The following is a 16,702-nucleotide window of genomic DNA, read 5'->3' on the forward strand; positions in this document are numbered from 1 at the left end:
TTTTTATTTAACGCGGGAAGTAGCTCAGCTTGGTAGAGTACTTGGTTTGGGACCAAGGTGTCGCAGGTTCGAATCCTGTCTTCCCGATCGATTACGAGGATACTTTAGGGTATCTTTTTTTATTTACTAAGGAGATTCTGTGAGTCTTCTTTTTTGTTTACGGAACAAATTTGTGTAAACTAGCAGTGCTTAAGGAATGGTACTAGTCATATATTTTCTTTAATTATGGTAAAATAGTAAGAGAATAATGTGAGGAAAATGAATGTCAAGTAAGTTTGAAATTTTAATGAATCAACTGGGAATATCTGATCAATTGAGACGGGACCCTGCTCTTGTTGATGCAAAAATTGAGCGTGTTGTGGTTCATAAAATTAGTAAGATTTGGGAATTTCATTTTGTATTTTCTAATATTTTACCGATTGAAATTTTTTTAGAGTTAAAGAAAGGGCTTAGTGAAGAATTTTCGAAAACAGGCAATCGAGCTGTTTTCGAAATCAAGGCTCTTTCTCAAGAATTCTCTAATGAACTCTTGCAGGCCTACTATAAGGAGGCTTTTTCTGAAGGTCCATGTGCAAGTCAGGGGTTTAAATCTCTTTACCAGAATTTAAACGTCCGTGCGGAAGGAAATCAACTCATTATTGAAGGTTCAGAGGCGATTGATAAGGAGCACTTTAAGAAGAATCATCTTCCTAATTTGGCAAAGCAACTCGAAAAGTTTGGTTTTCCAGCTTTTGTATGCCAAATAGAAAAGAATGATGCTCTTACACAAGAGCAGGAGGAAGCCTTCCATACCGAGAATGAACAGATTGTCCAAGCTGCCAATGAGGAAGCGCTCCGGGCTATGGAGCAATTGGAACAAATGGCTCCTCCTCCAGTAGAAGAGAAGCCAGCCTTTGATTTTCAGGCTAAAAAGGCTATGGCCAAGCCTAAACTAGATAAGGCTGAGGTTACCCAGATGATTGACGTGACGACTGAGGAAAATCGTCTGGTCTTTGAAGGGGTCGTTTTTGATGTGGAGCATAAGGTGACCAGAACTGGTCGCGTTTTGATCAACTTTAAAATGACAGACTACACTTCAAGTTTTTCAATGCAAAAATGGGTTAAGAATGAAGAAGAAGCTCAGAAGTTTGACATCATTAAGAAGAATTCTTGGCTCCGAGTTCGTGGAAATGTGGAGATGAATAATTTCACACGCGATTTGACCATGAACGTGCAGGATGTGCAGGAAGTTGTTCACTATGAGCGGAAGGATTTGATGCCAGAAGGTGAGCGTCGGGTTGAGTTTCATGCTCATACCAACATGTCGACCATGGATGCTCTACCAGAGGTAGAGGAGATCGTTGCGACAGCTGCTAAGTGGGGGCACAAGGCGGTTGCCATCACCGACCATGGAAATGTTCAATCCTTCCCACATGGCTACAAGGCAGCTAAGAAAGCTGGAATCCAGCTGATCTATGGAATGGAAGCCAATATCGTGGAGGACCGTGTCCCTATCGTTTATAACGAAGTGGAGATGGACTTGTCAGAAGCGACCTACGTGGTCTTTGACGTTGAAACGACGGGACTTTCAGCTATCTATAATGACTTGATTCAGGTTGCGGCCTCTAAGATGTATAAGGGGAATGTTATTGCCGAATTTGATGAATTTATCAATCCCGGACATCCATTATCAGCCTTTACTACTGAGTTGACTGGTATTACAGATGATCATGTCAAAAATGCCAAACCACTGGAACAAGTTTTACAAGAATTCCAAGAGTTTTGCAAGGATACAGTCTTAGTAGCCCACAATGCTACCTTTGACGTTGGTTTTATGAATGCCAACTATGAGCGTCATGGTCTGCCTAAGATTAGCCAGCCAGTCATCGATACGCTGGAGTTTGCTAGAAACCTCTATCCTGAGTATAAACGTCATGGTTTGGGGCCTTTGACCAAGCGTTTTGGTGTGGCACTTGAACACCACCACATGGCCAACTACGATGCGGAAGCTACTGGTCGTCTGCTTTTCATCTTTATCAAAGAGGTAGCAGAAAAACATGGTGTGACCGATCTGGCTAGACTCAATATTGATCTAATCAGTCCAGATTCTTATAAAAAAGCTCGGATTAAACATGCGACCATTTATGTCAAGAATCAAGTTGGTTTAAAAAATATTTTTAAGCTGGTTTCTTTGTCTAACACCAAGTATTTTGAAGGGGTGCCACGGATTCCGAGAACGGTTCTAGACGCCCATCGGGAGGGCTTGATTTTGGGGTCGGCTTGCTCGGAGGGTGAAGTTTTTGACGCTGTCGTTTCCCAAGGTGTGGATGCGGCGGTTGAGGTGGCCAAGTATTATGACTTTATCGAGGTCATGCCACCGGCTATCTATGCTCCCTTGATTGCTAAAGAGCAGGTCAAGGATATGGAGGAACTCCAAACTATTATCAAGAGTTTGATAGAGGTTGGGGACCGTCTTGGGAAGCCTGTTTTGGCTACGGGAAATGTCCATTATATCGAACCGGAAGAAGAGATTTACCGTGAAATTATCGTCCGTAGTTTGGGCCAGGGGGCTATGATTAACCGAACCATCGGTCATGGTGAACATGCCCAACCAGCTCCTCTTCCGAAAGCTCATTTTCGAACGACTAATGAGATGTTGGATGAATTTGCCTTCTTGGGCGAGGAATTGGCTCGTAAATTGGTTATTGAAAACACCAATGCCTTGGCAGAAATTTTTGAGCCTGTTGAGGTCGTTAAGGGTGACTTGTACACGCCTTTCATCGACAAGGCTGAAGAAACGGTTGCCGAGCTGACCTACAAGAAAGCTTTTGAGATTTATGGAAATCCGCTGCCAGATATCGTTGATTTGCGGATTGAAAAAGAATTAACTTCCATTCTGGGGAATGGATTTGCCGTGATTTATCTGGCATCGCAGATGCTGGTGCAACGTTCCAATGAACGGGGCTACTTGGTTGGTTCTCGTGGGTCTGTTGGGTCCAGTTTTGTTGCGACCATGATTGGGATTACGGAGGTTAATCCTCTCTCTCCTCACTATGTCTGTGGTCAGTGTCAGTACAGCGAGTTTATCACGGATGGTTCTTACGGTTCAGGGTTTGATATGCCCAATAAGGATTGTTCAAACTGTGGTCACAAACTCAGCAAAAATGGACAGGATATTCCTTTCGAGACCTTCCTTGGTTTTGATGGGGACAAGGTTCCCGATATTGACTTGAACTTCTCGGGAGAAGACCAGCCTAGTGCTCACTTGGATGTACGTGATATCTTTGGTGAAGAATATGCCTTCCGTGCAGGAACGGTTGGTACGGTAGCTGCTAAGACTGCCTATGGATTTGTCAAGGGCTATGAGCGTGACTATGGGAAATTTTATCGTGATGCAGAAGTGGAACGCCTCGCTCAAGGTGCGGCTGGTGTCAAGCGGACAACAGGACAACACCCAGGGGGAATCGTTGTTATTCCTAACTACATGGATGTCTACGACTTTACGCCTGTTCAGTATCCAGCGGATGACGTGACGGCTGAATGGCAGACGACCCACTTTAACTTCCACGATATCGATGAGAACGTCCTCAAACTCGATGTGCTGGGTCATGATGATCCGACCATGATTCGGAAACTGCAGGACTTGTCTGGGATTGACCCTAATGAAATTCCTATGGATGATGAAGGCGTGATGGCCCTCTTTTCTGGGACTGATGTGCTAGGGGTGACTCCGGAGCAAATCGGTACACCGACGGGGATGCTAGGAATTCCAGAATTTGGAACCAACTTTGTACGTGGGATGGTCGATGAAACCCATCCGACAACCTTTGCGGAATTGCTTCAGCTCTCAGGTCTGTCCCACGGTACTGATGTCTGGTTGGGCAATGCCCAGGATTTGATCAAGCAAGGGATTGCGGACCTATCAACCGTTATCGGTTGTCGGGACGACATCATGGTTTATCTCATGCATGCGGGTCTCGAGCCTAAAATGGCCTTTACCATCATGGAACGGGTACGTAAGGGCTTGTGGTTGAAGATTTCCGAAGAAGAACGAAATGGCTATATCGAAGCCATGAAGGCCAATAAGGTGCCAGAATGGTATATCGAATCCTGTGGAAAAATCAAGTATATGTTCCCCAAAGCCCACGCGGCAGCCTACGTTATGATGGCCTTACGTGTAGCCTACTTCAAGGTTCACCATCCGATTTATTACTACTGTGCTTACTTCTCTATCCGCGCCAAGGCCTTTGATATCAAGACCATGGGTGCCGGCTTGGATGCCATTAAGCGTAGAATGGAAGAAATCGCTGAAAAACGGAAGAATAATGAAGCCTCTAATGTGGAAATCGATCTTTATACAACTCTTGAGATTGTCAATGAGATGTGGGAACGTGGCTTTAAGTTTGGCAAGTTAGATCTCTATCGTAGTGATGCGACTGAGTTCATCATTGATGGAGATACCCTCATCCCACCATTTGTAGCAATGGATGGTCTGGGAGAGAACGTTGCTAAGCAGTTGGTGCGTGCGCGTGAAGAGGGTGAGTTCCTCTCTAAGACAGAACTGCGCAAGCGTGGTGGACTTTCATCAACCTTGGTTGAAAAGATGGATGAAATGGGGATTCTCGGCAATATGCCAGAGGATAACCAGTTGAGTTTGTTTGATGAGTTTTTCTAAAATATAGAAAGAGGTTTTTATGAAACTTACCATTTCCGCTCAGGATAAGCCAGCGCAAAAGGTGTTTGATTACCAGCTGGATCTTGACCCTGATACGATTTTGAAAATGACCGCTTTGATTTGTGGTACTGTGGCAGCAGTTAGCCTGCTGTCCTTGTTTAAAGAGAAATAACAAAAGAAAAGGAAGAATAGAATGGTTTTACCAAATTTTAAAGAAAATCTAGAAAAATATGCGAAATTATTGGTTGCAAATGGAATCAATGTGCAACCTGGTCACACCTTGGCTCTCTCTATCGATGTTGAGCAACGCGAGTTGGCGCATTTGATCGTGAAAGAAGCTTATGCTTTGGGTGCGCATGAGGTCATCGTTCAGTGGACAGATGATGTGATCAACCGTGAGAAATTCCTTCACGCACCGATGGAGCGTTTGGACAATGTGCCAGAATACAAGATTGCTGAGATGAACTATCTCTTGGAGAATAAGGCTAGCCGTCTCGGTGTCCGTTCTTCTGATCCAGGTGCCTTGAACGGAGTGGATGCGGATAAGCTTTCAGCTTCTGCAAAAGCTATGGGACTCGCGATGAAGCCGATGCGCATCGCAACTCAATCCAACAAGGTTAGCTGGACTGTAGCAGCTGCTGCTGGACTGGAGTGGGCTAAGAAAGTCTTTCCAAATGCTGCGAGCGATGAAGAAGCAGTGGACCTCCTTTGGGACCAAATCTTCAAAACTTGCCGTGTCTATGAAGAAGATCCAGTTAAGGCTTGGGAAGAACATGCAGCCATTCTTAAGAGTAAGGCAGAAATGCTCAATAAAGAACAATTCTCAGCCCTTCACTACACAGCGCCAGGAACCGATCTGACACTTGGCTTGCCTAAGAATCACGTTTGGGAATCAGCTGGCGCTATCAATGCACAGGGAGAAGGATTCTTGCCAAATATGCCGACAGAAGAAGTCTTTACGGCTCCTGACTTCCGTCGTGCAGATGGCTATGTAACCTCTACAAAACCACTTAGCTATAACGGAAATATCATCGAAGGGATTAAAGTAACCTTCAAGGATGGTCAAATCGTAGACATTACTGCTGAAAAGGGTGATCAGGTCATGAAGGACCTTGTCTTTGAAAATGCGGGTGCGCGTGCCTTGGGTGAATGTGCCTTGGTACCAGATCCAAGTCCAATTTCTCAGTCAGGCATTACCTTCTTTAACACCCTTTTCGATGAGAATGCTTCAAACCACTTGGCTATCGGTGCAGCCTATGCGACCAGCGTTGCTGGTGGAGCAGAGATGAGCGAAGAAGAGCTTGAAGCTGCGGGACTGAACCGTTCAGATGTTCACGTGGACTTTATGATTGGTTCGAATCAAATGGATATCGATGGTATCCGTGAGGATGGAACACGCGTACCACTCTTCCGTAATGGAGACTGGGCTATTTAAGGAGAAACTATGCTTGGAAGTATGTTTGTTGGTCTCCTAGTGGGACTCTTGGCAGGTGCTTTGACCAATCGCGGAGAGAGCATGGGATGCTTTGGAAAAATGTTTCTCGGCTGGATTGGTGCCTTTTTGGGCCACTTGCTCTTTGGAACTTGGGGTCCAATTATAGCTGGAACGGCCATTATCCCAGCTATTTTAGGAGCTATGATTGTCTTAGCTATTTTCTGGAGACGAGGAAGTTAATTTCTTAAATCTGATACTCAATGAAAATCAAAGAGTAAACTAGCCGCAGGCTGCTCAAAGCACTGCTTTGAGGTTGTGTATAGAACTGACGAAGTCAGCTCAAAACACTGTTTTGAGGTTGCAGACGGACGTTGACGCGGTTTGAAGAGATTTTTGAAGAGTATGAAAAGGAAAGGAGGTTGGTCATTGAGCCAGCCTCCTTTTGAGTATGATATAATAGTTCTATGAGATTAGATAAATTTTTAGTTGCCTGCGCTGTAGGGAGTCGGACAGAAGTCAAAAACTTGCTCAAGGCTGGGCGCGTGACGGTAAATGGTAAAAAAGAAAAGTCAGCTAAACTGCAGATTAATGAAGAAAGAGATGAGATTCGCTTTGATGGCCAAGTGCTGGAGTATGAAGAGTTTGTCTACTACATGATGAACAAGCCCCAAGGAGTCATTTCAGCGACTGAAGATTCTAAACACAGAACAGTATTGGACTTGTTGGATGATATTGCTCGGACCAAGGAAGTTTTTCCAGTAGGGCGCTTGGATATTGACACGCATGGCCTCCTGCTTTTGACCAATGACGGCCAGCTTGCCCATGCCCTTCTTTCACCCAAACGTCATGTGGATAAGACCTATCTGGCACACGTCGAGGGAATTATGACCCAAGAAGATGTGGAGACATTTGTCAAGGGCATTCCGCTCAAGGATTTTACCTGCCAGCCAGCTAAGCTGGAGATTGTGTCGGTAGATTCAGTAAAGAATCAAAGTCTGGTTCGTGTGACCATTGCTGAAGGGAAGTTCCATCAAGTCAAGCGCATGGTGGCCTACTGTGGCAAGGAAGTGGTGGACTTACAACGTTTGACGATGGGAACTCTAGCCTTGGATGAGAACTTAGAACGAGGAGAATGGCGCCGCCTGACCAAGGAGGAATTAGAGGAGCTCCTTGCTAGTATTGCTTAGTTTCGATTATGTTAGAAAAGGTGAGGAGAATGTCCTTGCCTTTTTAAGTTTTTCGGTTGCTTCCTTTGTGAAAAGAGTTATAATAGACAGTAGAATAAAAGGAGGAATCTATGAACGCGATTCAAGAATCATTTACAGATAAATTATTTGCTAACTATGAAGCAAATGTTAAATACCAAGCGATCGAAAATGCTGCCAGCCATAACGGAATTTTTGCAGCCCTAGAACGTCGCCAAAGCCATGTAGACAATACACCTGTTTTCTCATTGGATTTGACCAAGGACAAGGTGACCAACCAGAAAGCATCTGGTCGTTGCTGGATGTTTGCAGCCCTTAACACCTTCCGTCACAAACTCATCTCTCAATACAAGCTCGAAAACTTTGAACTGTCACAAGCCCACACCTTCTTCTGGGACAAGTATGAGAAATCCAACTGGTTCTTGGAGCAAGTTATTGCGACTGCAGACCAAGAATTGACGAGCCGCAAAGTTAGCTTCCTACTCCAAACACCTCAACAAGATGGAGGACAATGGGATATGGTCGTTGCCCTCTTTGAGAAATACGGTGTCGTTCCCAAGTCAGTTTATCCTGAGTCTATCTCATCTAGCAATAGCCGTGAGCTCAATGCAATTCTTAACAAATTGCTTCGTCAAGATGCCCAAATCTTGCGTGATTTGCTTGCTTCTGGTGCAGACCAAGCGACTATTCAAGCCAAGAAGGAAGACCTCTTGCAAGAAATCTTTAACTTCCTTGCTATGTCACTAGGACTTCCACCACGTAAATTTGACTTTGCTTATCGCGATAAGGATGATAACTACCAAAGTGAAAAGGGGATTACTCCACAAGAGTTTTACAAGAAATATGTCAATCTTCCTCTGGAAGACTACGTTTCTGTTATCAATGCTCCGACTGCTGACAAGCCTTACGGCAAATCTTATACAGTTGAGATGTTGGGGAATGTGGTTGATAGCCGTGCAGTTCGCTACATCAACGTTCCAATGGAGCGCTTGAAAGAATTGGCGATTGCCCAAATGCAAACAGGTGAGACTGTTTGGTTTGGTTCAGATGTCGGCCAGCTCAGCAACCGCAAAGCTGGAATCCTTGCGACTGATGTTTATGACTTTGAATCAAGCATGGATATCCAACTTACTCAAGACAAGGCTGGACGTTTGGACTACAGCGAAAGCTTGATGACCCACGCCATGGTCTTGACAGGTGTTGATTTGGATGAAAATGGCAAGTCAACCAAGTGGAAGGTTGAAAACTCATGGGGAGACAAGGTCGGTGCAGATGGTTACTTTGTTGCCTCAGACGCTTGGATGGATGAATACACCTACCAAATCGTTGTCCGTAAGGAATTGCTGACAGCAGAAGAACGGGCTGCTTATGAAGCAGAACCAATCGTACTTGCACCATGGGATCCAATGGGTGCCTTGGCAGAATAAAGCATAAAGAAAAGAGGTTAGGGAAATCCTAGCTTCTTTTTTAAGTCCTTCTTGAAGTGGCGATAGATGATGCTTGCCAAGTGAGTTCTCCTTATTTTAAGTCTTTAAGTGACAGAGAAAAAGATATGTGTTATTATAGTAGTACAAAAGGATATCGGAGTAGAAATGAAGTATTTAAGTAGCCAAGACATCAAGGATCGTCAACGAAATATCAGCGACATTAAACCCTATAAAACAACCAAGGAAATCGTCGTTTCAAATATCTTTACCTTCTTTAATGCTATGAACTTGGCTCTGGCAGTTCTGGTAGCCACAACCTTGCGATTTGAGAATATGCTCTTTTTAGGTGTGATTGCTATCAATACAGCCATTGGGATTTTCCAAGAAGTGCGTTCAAAAAATGCTTTAGAAAAGCTAAGTTTGCTAGGTAAAAGTAAGTACAAAGTCAATCGAGATGGTCAAACGATTGAGATTGATCCAGAAGACATCGTACTGGGTGAGTATCTGCATCTCAATCTGGGAGATCAGGTGCCTGTAGATGCAGAAGTGCTTGAAGGGAATATTGAAGTTGATGAGTCCTTGCTGACTGGTGAGAGTGATTCGGTCTTTAAAACAGTTGGTGACAAGCTGATGAGCGGAAGCAATGTTGTCAGCGGTACGTGTCTGGTCACGGCGACGGCGGTCGGACCCGATAGTTATATCAACAAACTTGCAAAATCCAGCAAGGAATTCAAAAAATACCCTTCTCAACTGCGCGATTATATGGATAAGATTTTAAAAATCGTCTCTATCTTGCTAGTGCCAGTTGCGATTCTGCTTTATGTCAGAGGTTTTAGTCTAGGACGGTCTTATGTTGAAATTGTCTTGGGAAGTTCAGGTGCCTTGGTCGGCATGATTCCAGAGGGTTTGATTCTCTTGGTTAGCGTCTCCCTAGCGGTAGCAGCCATGAAGTTGGCTAAAAAGAAGGTTCTAGTGCAGGAGCTATACTGTGTAGAGACCTTGGCGCGAGTAGATGTTCTTTGTTTTGATAAGACTGGAACCATCACGACGGGGAATATGAAGGTCCAAGAAATGGATGCTAATGTAGCAGAGAAACTGTCTTCTTATTTGGCTTATTTCGAAGATGAAAATGCAACTTCCCGAGCTCTGAAGACTTACTTAACCTGTGAGAAAAAGTGGGAAGTTCAAGAAGTCGGTGCCTTTTCAAGTAAAAACAAGTATTCCTTTGTCCAAGTAAAAGACAGTGGGACCTATTTCTTCGGAGCCTATGAATTTCTAGGCTTTACCCAGCCGATGGATGCCTACTATGAAAATCTAAAACAGCAAGGTTTTCGAATCTTGACACTCGCTCATAGCAAGGACCAGATTACTACCCCAGCCAATATGGAATTACTAGGTAACGTCGTTCTGTCAGATGAGATTAAGGATAATACCAAGGAAACCTTTGACTATTTCGAGTCTCAGGGAGTGGAAGTAAAGATTATCAGTGGAGATAATCATGTGGCTGTATATGGGGTTGCTCGTAAGGCAGGTTTTAAAGAAGAAGCCCGTGCGATTGATATGACCAAGGTGAGTGATGAGAACTTTGAAAGAGTGGTTTTGGAGCATGATATCTTTGGTCGCGTGACACCAGAGCAGAAAGAAAAGATGGTGACCGTTTTGCAGAATGCTGGGAAAACAGTCGCCATGAGTGGTGATGGTGTCAATGATGTTCTGGCTCTCAAAAAAGCAGATATTAGTTTTGCTATGAATGGAGCCACCAGTGCAGCAAAAAGCGTCTCCAATATTGTTTTTCTCACAGATGACTTTGCAGTATTTTATGATATCTTGATGGAAGGACGCCGGGTCATTAACAACATCCAAAAGGTAGCCTCTCTTTTTCTAACAAAGACCTTCTTCTCCATCGTTTTTGCCATTTTGAGTGTGGTATTTGGTTTGGAATTTGCCTTTATCCCCATTCAGTTTACAATCATTTCAGCCATTACGATTGGGATTCCATCCTTCTTCCTGACTTTTGAGTCCAATAAAGAAAAGGTTAGCACTCACTTTATGAGAGATATCCTAACCAACGCGGCGATTGGTGGTGGCGTTCTGGTTGCTAGTGTTCTTTTGACCAATTTCTTTATCACTGTCCCAGGTCAGGTCAAATTTATTTGCTTCCTCCTTGCCCTGATCAATGGTCTGTGTCTAGTTGCCAAGGTCAGCTTGCCTTTTAATCGATACAAGATGCTTTTGCTCACGTTTTTGAGCCTTGCAGCCCTTGTTGGTGTACTTGCCAATACTTTTATCCTACAGGGAGCTTTTGTGCCTTTAGAAGCCAAACAGCTACTCTATGTTGCCATACTAGCAGTGGTGATTGGGTGCTTTCATTATCTTACTAGGAGAAAAAGTTGATACATAAAAAGAATCAGGTTTAATCCTGATTCTTTTTTGTTTATATATTCTCACCGAGATTACATGATACCGAAGAAACGAGCTGCGATACCAACTGCAAAGAGGGCAAGGATGATTGTGATTGGAGATACTTTTTTCTTAAGCAACCACATGCAAAGGAAAGTAAGGAGAAGTCCCATCAATCCTGGAATCAATGAGTCCAACTGACCTTGAAGCGTTTGTGGTTGAACTCTATCTAGGCTCATACCACTAAGCGCTTGACCAAGAATGCCCTTCAACTCAGCTCCTGTAACAGGACCTTCTGGGAAGTTGATGTAGGCACCTTCTGACAATTGTTTGCCTGGAAGGTTGATAGTGAAGTTGATGGATACCCAACGTTGTACAAGAACGGCAAGGATGAACATACCAAGGATAGAAGCACCTTTAGTGATGTCTTTCAAGATACCACCAGACATGTCTTTAGTGATCTCAGATCCAGCTTTGTAACCGAACTCTTGTGTGTACCATAGGAAGGCCATACGGATAGCATTCCATCCGAAGAAGAAGAGAAGTGGACCAACAAGGTTACCAGATGCAGCAAGTGATGCACCAAGAGCTCCAAGGATAGGACGAACTGTAAACCAGAATACTGGGTCACCGATACCAGCAAGAGGTCCCATCATACCGATTTTAACCCCTTGGATAGCCGCGTCGTCGATTTCAACACCGTTAGCGCGCTCTTCTTCAAGTGCAAGAGTAACCCCCATGATTGGAGCAGCGACGTATGGGTGAGTGTTGAAGAATTCAAGGTGGCGCTCAAGAGCAGCCGCTTGGTCTTCTTTTTTAGTGTACAATTTTTTGATAGCTGGGATCAATGAGTAAGCCCAACCCAAGTTTTGCATACGTTCGTAGTTCCAAGAACCTTGAAGGAATTGTGAACGCCACCAAACTTTTTGACGATCTGATTTTGATAATTGAATTTTTTCAGCCATGATTGTTCCCCTTTCTAGTAGTCTTCTAGGATATCACCGATTGGGTCGTTAGAAGTCGCAGCTCCGCCGCCACCGTTTCCACCTTGTTTTGTAAGGTTAAGGTAGATGAAGGCAAGGGCAACACCGATGACACCAAGGGCAATCAAAGTCAATTGAGAGATAGCTGCAAGAGCAAAACCGATAGCGAAGAATGGCCATACTTCACGAGTTGCCATCATGTTGATAACCATAGCGTAACCAACGGCAACGACCATAGCACCACCGACAGCCATACCACCGTTCAACCAGTCTGGCATCAAACCAAGAGCGTCTTGAACAGCAGAAGCTGGGATAGCGATAAGGAAGGCAGCAGGGATTGCAATACGAAGACCTTGAAGAAGAAGTGCAACAAAGTGAGCACGCTCAACAGCTGCAATGTTTCCGTCTTTAGCAGCAGCATCAGCTGAGTGAACTAAGGCAACTGAGATTGTACGAACAATCATTGTCAAGAAAAGTCCAGCTACAGCAAGAGGGATAGCTGTTGCCGTTGCAACGGCGATACCATCAGTAGTAAAGTTACCACCTTTGATCAAGATGATTGCTGCAGCAACAGATGCAAGAGCAGCGTCAGGAGCTACGGCAGCTCCGATGTTTGCCCAACCAAGGGCGATCATTTGAAGAGATCCACCAAGCATAACCCCTGCTTCGAGGTTACCAGTTGCAAGTCCGATAAGGGTACATGCGACGATTGGTTGATGGAATTGGAATTGGTCGAGGATACCTTCAAGACCTGCAAGGAAGGCAACAACTACAACCAAGATAGCAGAAATGATTGAAATATCTGACATGGTTTTATTCCTTTTCTATTTAGTTTTAATAAAGTATTTAATCCTGTTTTCAAAAATGATAGAAACAGATTAACATTATTGAACGTTTGCTTTCTTAATCAAGTCAAACAAATCTTTTTTCGTGTCGTTTGGTACTTTACGTACGTCAAATTCAACACCGAGGTCACGCAATTTTTCAAAGGTTGCAACGTCTTCTTTGTCCATAGACAAAACGTTGTTAATCATTGTTTTACCTGTTGAGTGAGCCATAGAACCAACGTTAAGGGTCTTGATTGGCACGCCACCTTCGATAGCACGAAGTGCATCTTGTGGAGTTTCAAACAAGATAAGGGCATGAGTTTCTCCGAAACGTGGGTCTTTTGCAACGTCGATCAATTTCTGGATTGGGACAACGTTGGCTTTTACTCCATTAGGAGCTGCTTGTTTGATCAATTCTTTACGCAACTCGTCGTTTGCAACGTTGTCTGAAGCAACGATGATACGATCTGCTTTTGAATCTGGAGTCCAAGCAGTGGCAACCTGACCGTGAAGGAGACGAGTGTCTAGACGAGCAAGGTTGATTTTCAGTTTACCGTCACCGATAACTGTTCCTTCTGGAATAGCAGCTTGTGAAACTGGAGCAGCTGCAGCAGTTGCAACTTCCTCAACTGGGTTAAGCTCTTCTGGAAGAGCCTTGATGCCATCTTTGGCTTCTTTAATGATATTCGCAGCGACTTTATCCACACCTGCATTCGCGTCCATAAGGCGCTCTGTGTAGGCTTGGATCAACATCGGCAAGTTCAGTCCTGTGATGATGGCAAACTTACGTTCTGGATTTTCTCCCATTACGCGGCTAGCTTGGTTGAATGGAGATCCACTCCAAAGGTCAGCCAATACTAGAACCTCATCTTCTGCGTCAAATGCAGCCACAGCGTTGTTGAATTTAGCGTAAAGGTCATCTGGACCTTCATTTGGCATAAAGGTTACAACTTGAACCTTTTCTTGTTCACCAAAGATCATAGATCCTGACTGATGAATACCCGCAGCAAATTCGCCGTGGCTCGCAATAATGATTCCGATACTCATTATTGTCATTCCTCCTTATAAAATGTTTGACTGTATGTTTAAGAAAACTTTAAGCCTAACTTTAAGTATAAACCGTTTTCATATAAAAATCAACTACTTTTTCTAAAAAGATGTAAAAGTTTTCATAGAATGACTTTTTAAAAATATTAATATATCAATATTTTTTGAGAGATAAATGAAAATGGTAATAGAAAATTTAATATAAAAATACAGAAAATAAGCCGCTTTAGTGAAAATAAAATGAAAACAAAAAGGAAAGATTGCGACCATGCAATCTTCCCTTTTATAAGAATAAATTTTGTAAAGCGCGGGCAACTCCATCTTCTTCGTTGGTCAGAGGAAGTTGTTCGTCTGCATATGGAAGAAGAGCAGGATTGGCGTTTTTCATAGCATATCCCTTGCCTGCAAATGCCAACATTTCAGTGTCATTATGCTCATCACCAAAGGCGATTAAGTCTTTTTTATCACGATTCATCACATTGAGCAAGTACTCTAGAGCAAAAGCCTTGTTTACACCCTTGGGAGTACACTCGAGGATGTTGAGGGGCCCGCCCCAGGTATTGATAGCTAGTTGGTGCTGATAAAAACGATTCATCTCGTCCGCTAAAGCGTATTTGTCTTCAGCCCTTGTTTGCAAGAGGATGCAGTTGGGATCTTTGGTTACTCGTTCAGGTTTGAATTGATTTTCTGGCCGGAAGTTCTCTACGCCAAATAGTTTAGGATCTGCAATTTCTTCATTCGGTGTCGTGATATAGAATTTTTTTCGATATTCTCCCGCAATAAAATCAGCCTGGATGTCCTCCGTGCGCTTGACCATGTCTAGGAGGTATTTTTTGTCCAAGGTCAGGCACTTTTCATGCTCCCAAGTCTGTCCTGGTAGATGGGTAAGGGAGCCGTTAAAGTTAATCATGGGAGTATGCAATTCTAGCTCACGATAGAAGTCTTTTGCCATACGATACGGACGGCCTGTCGTGATGATGACATGGTGTCCTTTTTCTGAAATTTTTTTGATCGTCTCTTTGGTGAAATCGGAGAGCTTGCTTTCATTATTTAGCAGGGTTCCGTCCAAATCGACTGCGATAATTTTTTTAGTCATATAAACCTTCCTAGTCGTTTCCAGATAAGATGTCTACTATTATATCAAAAAGAAGGAAGAAAAGCAGATAAGAACAAAAACTACAGTTGCTTTGATTTATTAAATAAATCAAACAAACATATTGAAAAGGTGAATGATAAATGATATAATACTAATATTGTTCGTAAAAAACAAAAGGAGATTAAAGATGGACAAACTATTTAAACTAAAAGAGCACGGGACAGATGTCCGTACAGAGGTGCTTGCTGGTTTAACAACATTCTTTGCAATGAGTTATATTCTCTTTGTAAACCCTCAAATGCTTTCCCAAACGGGTATGCCTGTTCAAGGTGTGTTCTTGGCAACGATTATCGGTTCTGTAGTAGGTACTTTGATGATGGCTTTCTATGCTAATTTGCCGTACGCACAAGCACCAGGTATGGGACTAAATGCCTTCTTTACATTTACAGTTGTATTTGGGATGGGCTATACTTGGAAAGAGGCTCTTGGTATGGTCTTCATTTGTGGAATTATTTCACTGATTATTACCTTAACAAATGTTCGTAAAATGATCATCGAATCTATTCCAACAACACTTCGTTCAGCTATTTCGGCTGGTATTGGTGTTTTCCTTGCCTATGTTGGAATTAAGAATGCTGGTCTCTTGAAATTCTCAATCGATCCAGGTACTTATACGGTAGCAGGTGAAGGAGCAGACAAGGCTCAAGCTGCACTTACTGCAAACTCCGCAGCTGTTCCAGGATTGGTAGACTTCAATACTCCAGCCGTATTGGTGGCTCTTGCAGGTTTGGCTATTACCATTTTCTTTGTTGTTAAAGGCATCAAGGGTGGAATCATTCTTTCTATTTTAACAACGACTGTGCTTGCCATTGCTGTTGGTGTTGTCAAATTATCAGGGATTGACTTTGCTAGCAACAATCTTTCAGCAGCGGTTAATGATTTAGGAACTTTGTTTGGTGCTGCTCTTGGTTCAGAAGGTTTAGGATCTTTGATTTCAAACACTTCGCGTTTACCAGAAACCTTGATGGCTATTCTTGCCTTCTCACTAACGGATATTTTTGATACAATCGGTACTCTTATCGGTACTGGTGAAAAAGTTGGTATTGTTGCGACAAGTGGGGAAAACCATGAGTCCGCTAAATTGGACAAGGCTCTATACTCTGACTTGGTGGCAACTTCGGTAGGTGCCATTGCAGGTACTTCAAACGTTACGACCTATGTTGAATCTGCGGCTGGTATCGGTGCTGGTGGACGTACTGGTTTGACAGCCCTAGTGGTTGCGATCTGTTTTGCTCTATCTAGCTTCTTTAGCCCACTTCTAGCGATTGTTCCGACAGCTGCAACAGCACCAATTTTGATCATCGTCGGAATCATGATGCTTTCTAACTTGAAAAATATCCCTTGGGATGATATGGCTGAAGCGGTTCCTGCCTTCTTCACATCTATCTTTATGGGATTCAGCTACTCTATCACACAAGGGATTGCTGTTGGTTTCTTGACATATACCTTGACAAAAGTTGTCAAAGGTCAAGCCAAGGATGTGCACGTGATGATTTGGATTTTGGATGCCTTGTTTATCCTTAACTATATCAGTATGGCGCTATAAATGGTATAATAGAAAAAGGGGA

General features: G+C 43.4%; 12 protein-coding genes and 1 tRNA gene. 9 read left to right on the top strand and 4 right to left on the bottom strand.

Annotated elements, in window-relative coordinates; translation table 11 throughout:
* Window positions 1-13: 13 nt before the first annotated feature.
* The 8 genes from GMD3S_RS0202705 (at window position 14) to GMD3S_RS0202745 (ending at window position 11,115) form a co-directional block, all read left to right on the top strand.
* Window positions 14-87 (top strand) — tRNA-Pro (locus GMD3S_RS0202705).
* Between the two features lie 175 nt (window positions 88-262).
* Window positions 263-4,654 carry a PolC-type DNA polymerase III gene (locus GMD3S_RS0202710; protein ID WP_000095435.1) on the top strand — a complete coding sequence of 1,464 codons (4,392 nt, stop codon included), beginning with the start codon at window positions 263-265 and terminating at the stop codon, window positions 4,652-4,654.
* 19 nt (window positions 4,655-4,673) lie between these two features.
* On the top strand, window positions 4,674-4,826 hold the full coding sequence (locus GMD3S_RS10920; RefSeq protein WP_000778898.1) for a hypothetical protein: 153 nt from the start codon (window positions 4,674-4,676) through the stop codon (window positions 4,824-4,826).
* Window positions 4,827-4,847: 21 nt separating this feature from the next.
* Window positions 4,848-6,089: an aminopeptidase gene (locus GMD3S_RS0202720; protein ID WP_000243937.1), complete on the top strand. Its 1,242-nt coding sequence runs from the start codon at window positions 4,848-4,850 to the stop codon at window positions 6,087-6,089.
* 9 nt (window positions 6,090-6,098) lie between these two features.
* A complete protein-coding gene (locus tag GMD3S_RS0202725) occupies window positions 6,099-6,329 on the top strand; it encodes a GlsB/YeaQ/YmgE family stress response membrane protein (protein ID WP_000901575.1) in 231 nt (76 codons plus the stop codon).
* 224 nt (window positions 6,330-6,553) lie between these two features.
* Window positions 6,554-7,276, top strand: coding sequence for a pseudouridine synthase (locus GMD3S_RS0202735; protein WP_001234909.1), 723 nt, complete (start codon window positions 6,554-6,556; stop codon window positions 7,274-7,276).
* A 110-nt stretch (window positions 7,277-7,386) separates the two neighbouring features.
* On the top strand, window positions 7,387-8,721 hold the full coding sequence (gene pepC / locus GMD3S_RS0202740; RefSeq protein WP_000991656.1) for an aminopeptidase C: 1,335 nt from the start codon (window positions 7,387-7,389) through the stop codon (window positions 8,719-8,721).
* Window positions 8,722-8,886: 165 nt separating this feature from the next.
* Complete coding sequence (locus GMD3S_RS0202745) at window positions 8,887-11,115, top strand: HAD-IC family P-type ATPase (RefSeq protein ID WP_000876385.1); 2,229 nt, start codon at window positions 8,887-8,889, stop codon at window positions 11,113-11,115.
* Window positions 11,116-11,174: 59 nt separating this feature from the next.
* Here GMD3S_RS0202745 and GMD3S_RS0202750 read toward each other — a convergent pair whose 3' ends face one another.
* The 4 genes from GMD3S_RS0202750 to GMD3S_RS0202765 all read right to left on the bottom strand — a co-directional run bounded on the left by GMD3S_RS0202750 (window position 11,175) and on the right by GMD3S_RS0202765 (window position 15,074).
* Window positions 11,175-12,086 (bottom strand): PTS system mannose/fructose/sorbose family transporter subunit IID, encoded by a 912-nt coding sequence (locus GMD3S_RS0202750; RefSeq protein ID WP_000818322.1) that lies wholly within the window; start codon window positions 12,084-12,086, stop codon window positions 11,175-11,177.
* Window positions 12,087-12,100: 14 nt separating this feature from the next.
* Complete coding sequence (locus tag GMD3S_RS0202755; RefSeq protein WP_001280317.1) at window positions 12,101-12,913, bottom strand: PTS mannose/fructose/sorbose transporter subunit IIC; 813 nt, start codon at window positions 12,911-12,913, stop codon at window positions 12,101-12,103.
* A 75-nt stretch (window positions 12,914-12,988) separates the two neighbouring features.
* Window positions 12,989-13,978 (bottom strand): PTS sugar transporter subunit IIB, encoded by a 990-nt coding sequence (locus tag GMD3S_RS0202760; RefSeq protein WP_000021984.1) that lies wholly within the window; start codon window positions 13,976-13,978, stop codon window positions 12,989-12,991.
* A gap of 283 nt (window positions 13,979-14,261) precedes the next feature.
* Entirely contained in the window at window positions 14,262-15,074 is an 813-nt protein-coding gene (locus GMD3S_RS0202765) for a Cof-type HAD-IIB family hydrolase (RefSeq protein ID WP_000162337.1), read from the bottom strand.
* Between the two features lie 187 nt (window positions 15,075-15,261).
* Between GMD3S_RS0202765 and GMD3S_RS0202770 the strand changes: the two genes are divergently transcribed.
* Window positions 15,262-16,680 (top strand): NCS2 family permease, encoded by a 1,419-nt coding sequence (locus GMD3S_RS0202770; protein ID WP_000359241.1) that lies wholly within the window; start codon window positions 15,262-15,264, stop codon window positions 16,678-16,680.
* The last annotated feature ends 22 nt before the right edge of the window (window positions 16,681-16,702 follow it).

It is taken from the genome of Streptococcus sp. GMD3S (assembly GCF_000298695.2).
GTDB lineage: Bacteria > Bacillota > Bacilli > Lactobacillales > Streptococcaceae > Streptococcus.

Excerpts from the sequence above, each read along its gene's own strand:
- GMD3S_RS0202710 (WP_000095435.1), top strand. The coding sequence starts at position 263 with ATGTCAAGTAAGTTTGAAATTTTAATGAATCAACTGGGAATATCTGAT.
- GMD3S_RS10920 (WP_000778898.1), top strand. The coding sequence starts at position 4,674 with ATGAAACTTACCATTTCCGCTCAGGATAAGCCAGCGCAAAAGGTGTTT.
- GMD3S_RS0202720 (WP_000243937.1), top strand. The coding sequence starts at position 4,848 with ATGGTTTTACCAAATTTTAAAGAAAATCTAGAAAAATATGCGAAATTA.
- GMD3S_RS0202725 (WP_000901575.1), top strand. The coding sequence starts at position 6,099 with ATGCTTGGAAGTATGTTTGTTGGTCTCCTAGTGGGACTCTTGGCAGGT.
- GMD3S_RS0202735 (WP_001234909.1), top strand. The coding sequence starts at position 6,554 with ATGAGATTAGATAAATTTTTAGTTGCCTGCGCTGTAGGGAGTCGGACA.
- pepC (WP_000991656.1), top strand. The coding sequence starts at position 7,387 with ATGAACGCGATTCAAGAATCATTTACAGATAAATTATTTGCTAACTAT.
- GMD3S_RS0202745 (WP_000876385.1), top strand. The coding sequence starts at position 8,887 with ATGAAGTATTTAAGTAGCCAAGACATCAAGGATCGTCAACGAAATATC.
- GMD3S_RS0202750 (WP_000818322.1), bottom strand. The coding sequence starts at position 12,086 with ATGGCTGAAAAAATTCAATTATCAAAATCAGATCGTCAAAAAGTTTGG.
- GMD3S_RS0202755 (WP_001280317.1), bottom strand. The coding sequence starts at position 12,913 with ATGTCAGATATTTCAATCATTTCTGCTATCTTGGTTGTAGTTGTTGCC.
- GMD3S_RS0202760 (WP_000021984.1), bottom strand. The coding sequence starts at position 13,978 with ATGAGTATCGGAATCATTATTGCGAGCCACGGCGAATTTGCTGCGGGT.
- GMD3S_RS0202765 (WP_000162337.1), bottom strand. The coding sequence starts at position 15,074 with ATGACTAAAAAAATTATCGCAGTCGATTTGGACGGAACCCTGCTAAAT.
- GMD3S_RS0202770 (WP_000359241.1), top strand. The coding sequence starts at position 15,262 with ATGGACAAACTATTTAAACTAAAAGAGCACGGGACAGATGTCCGTACA.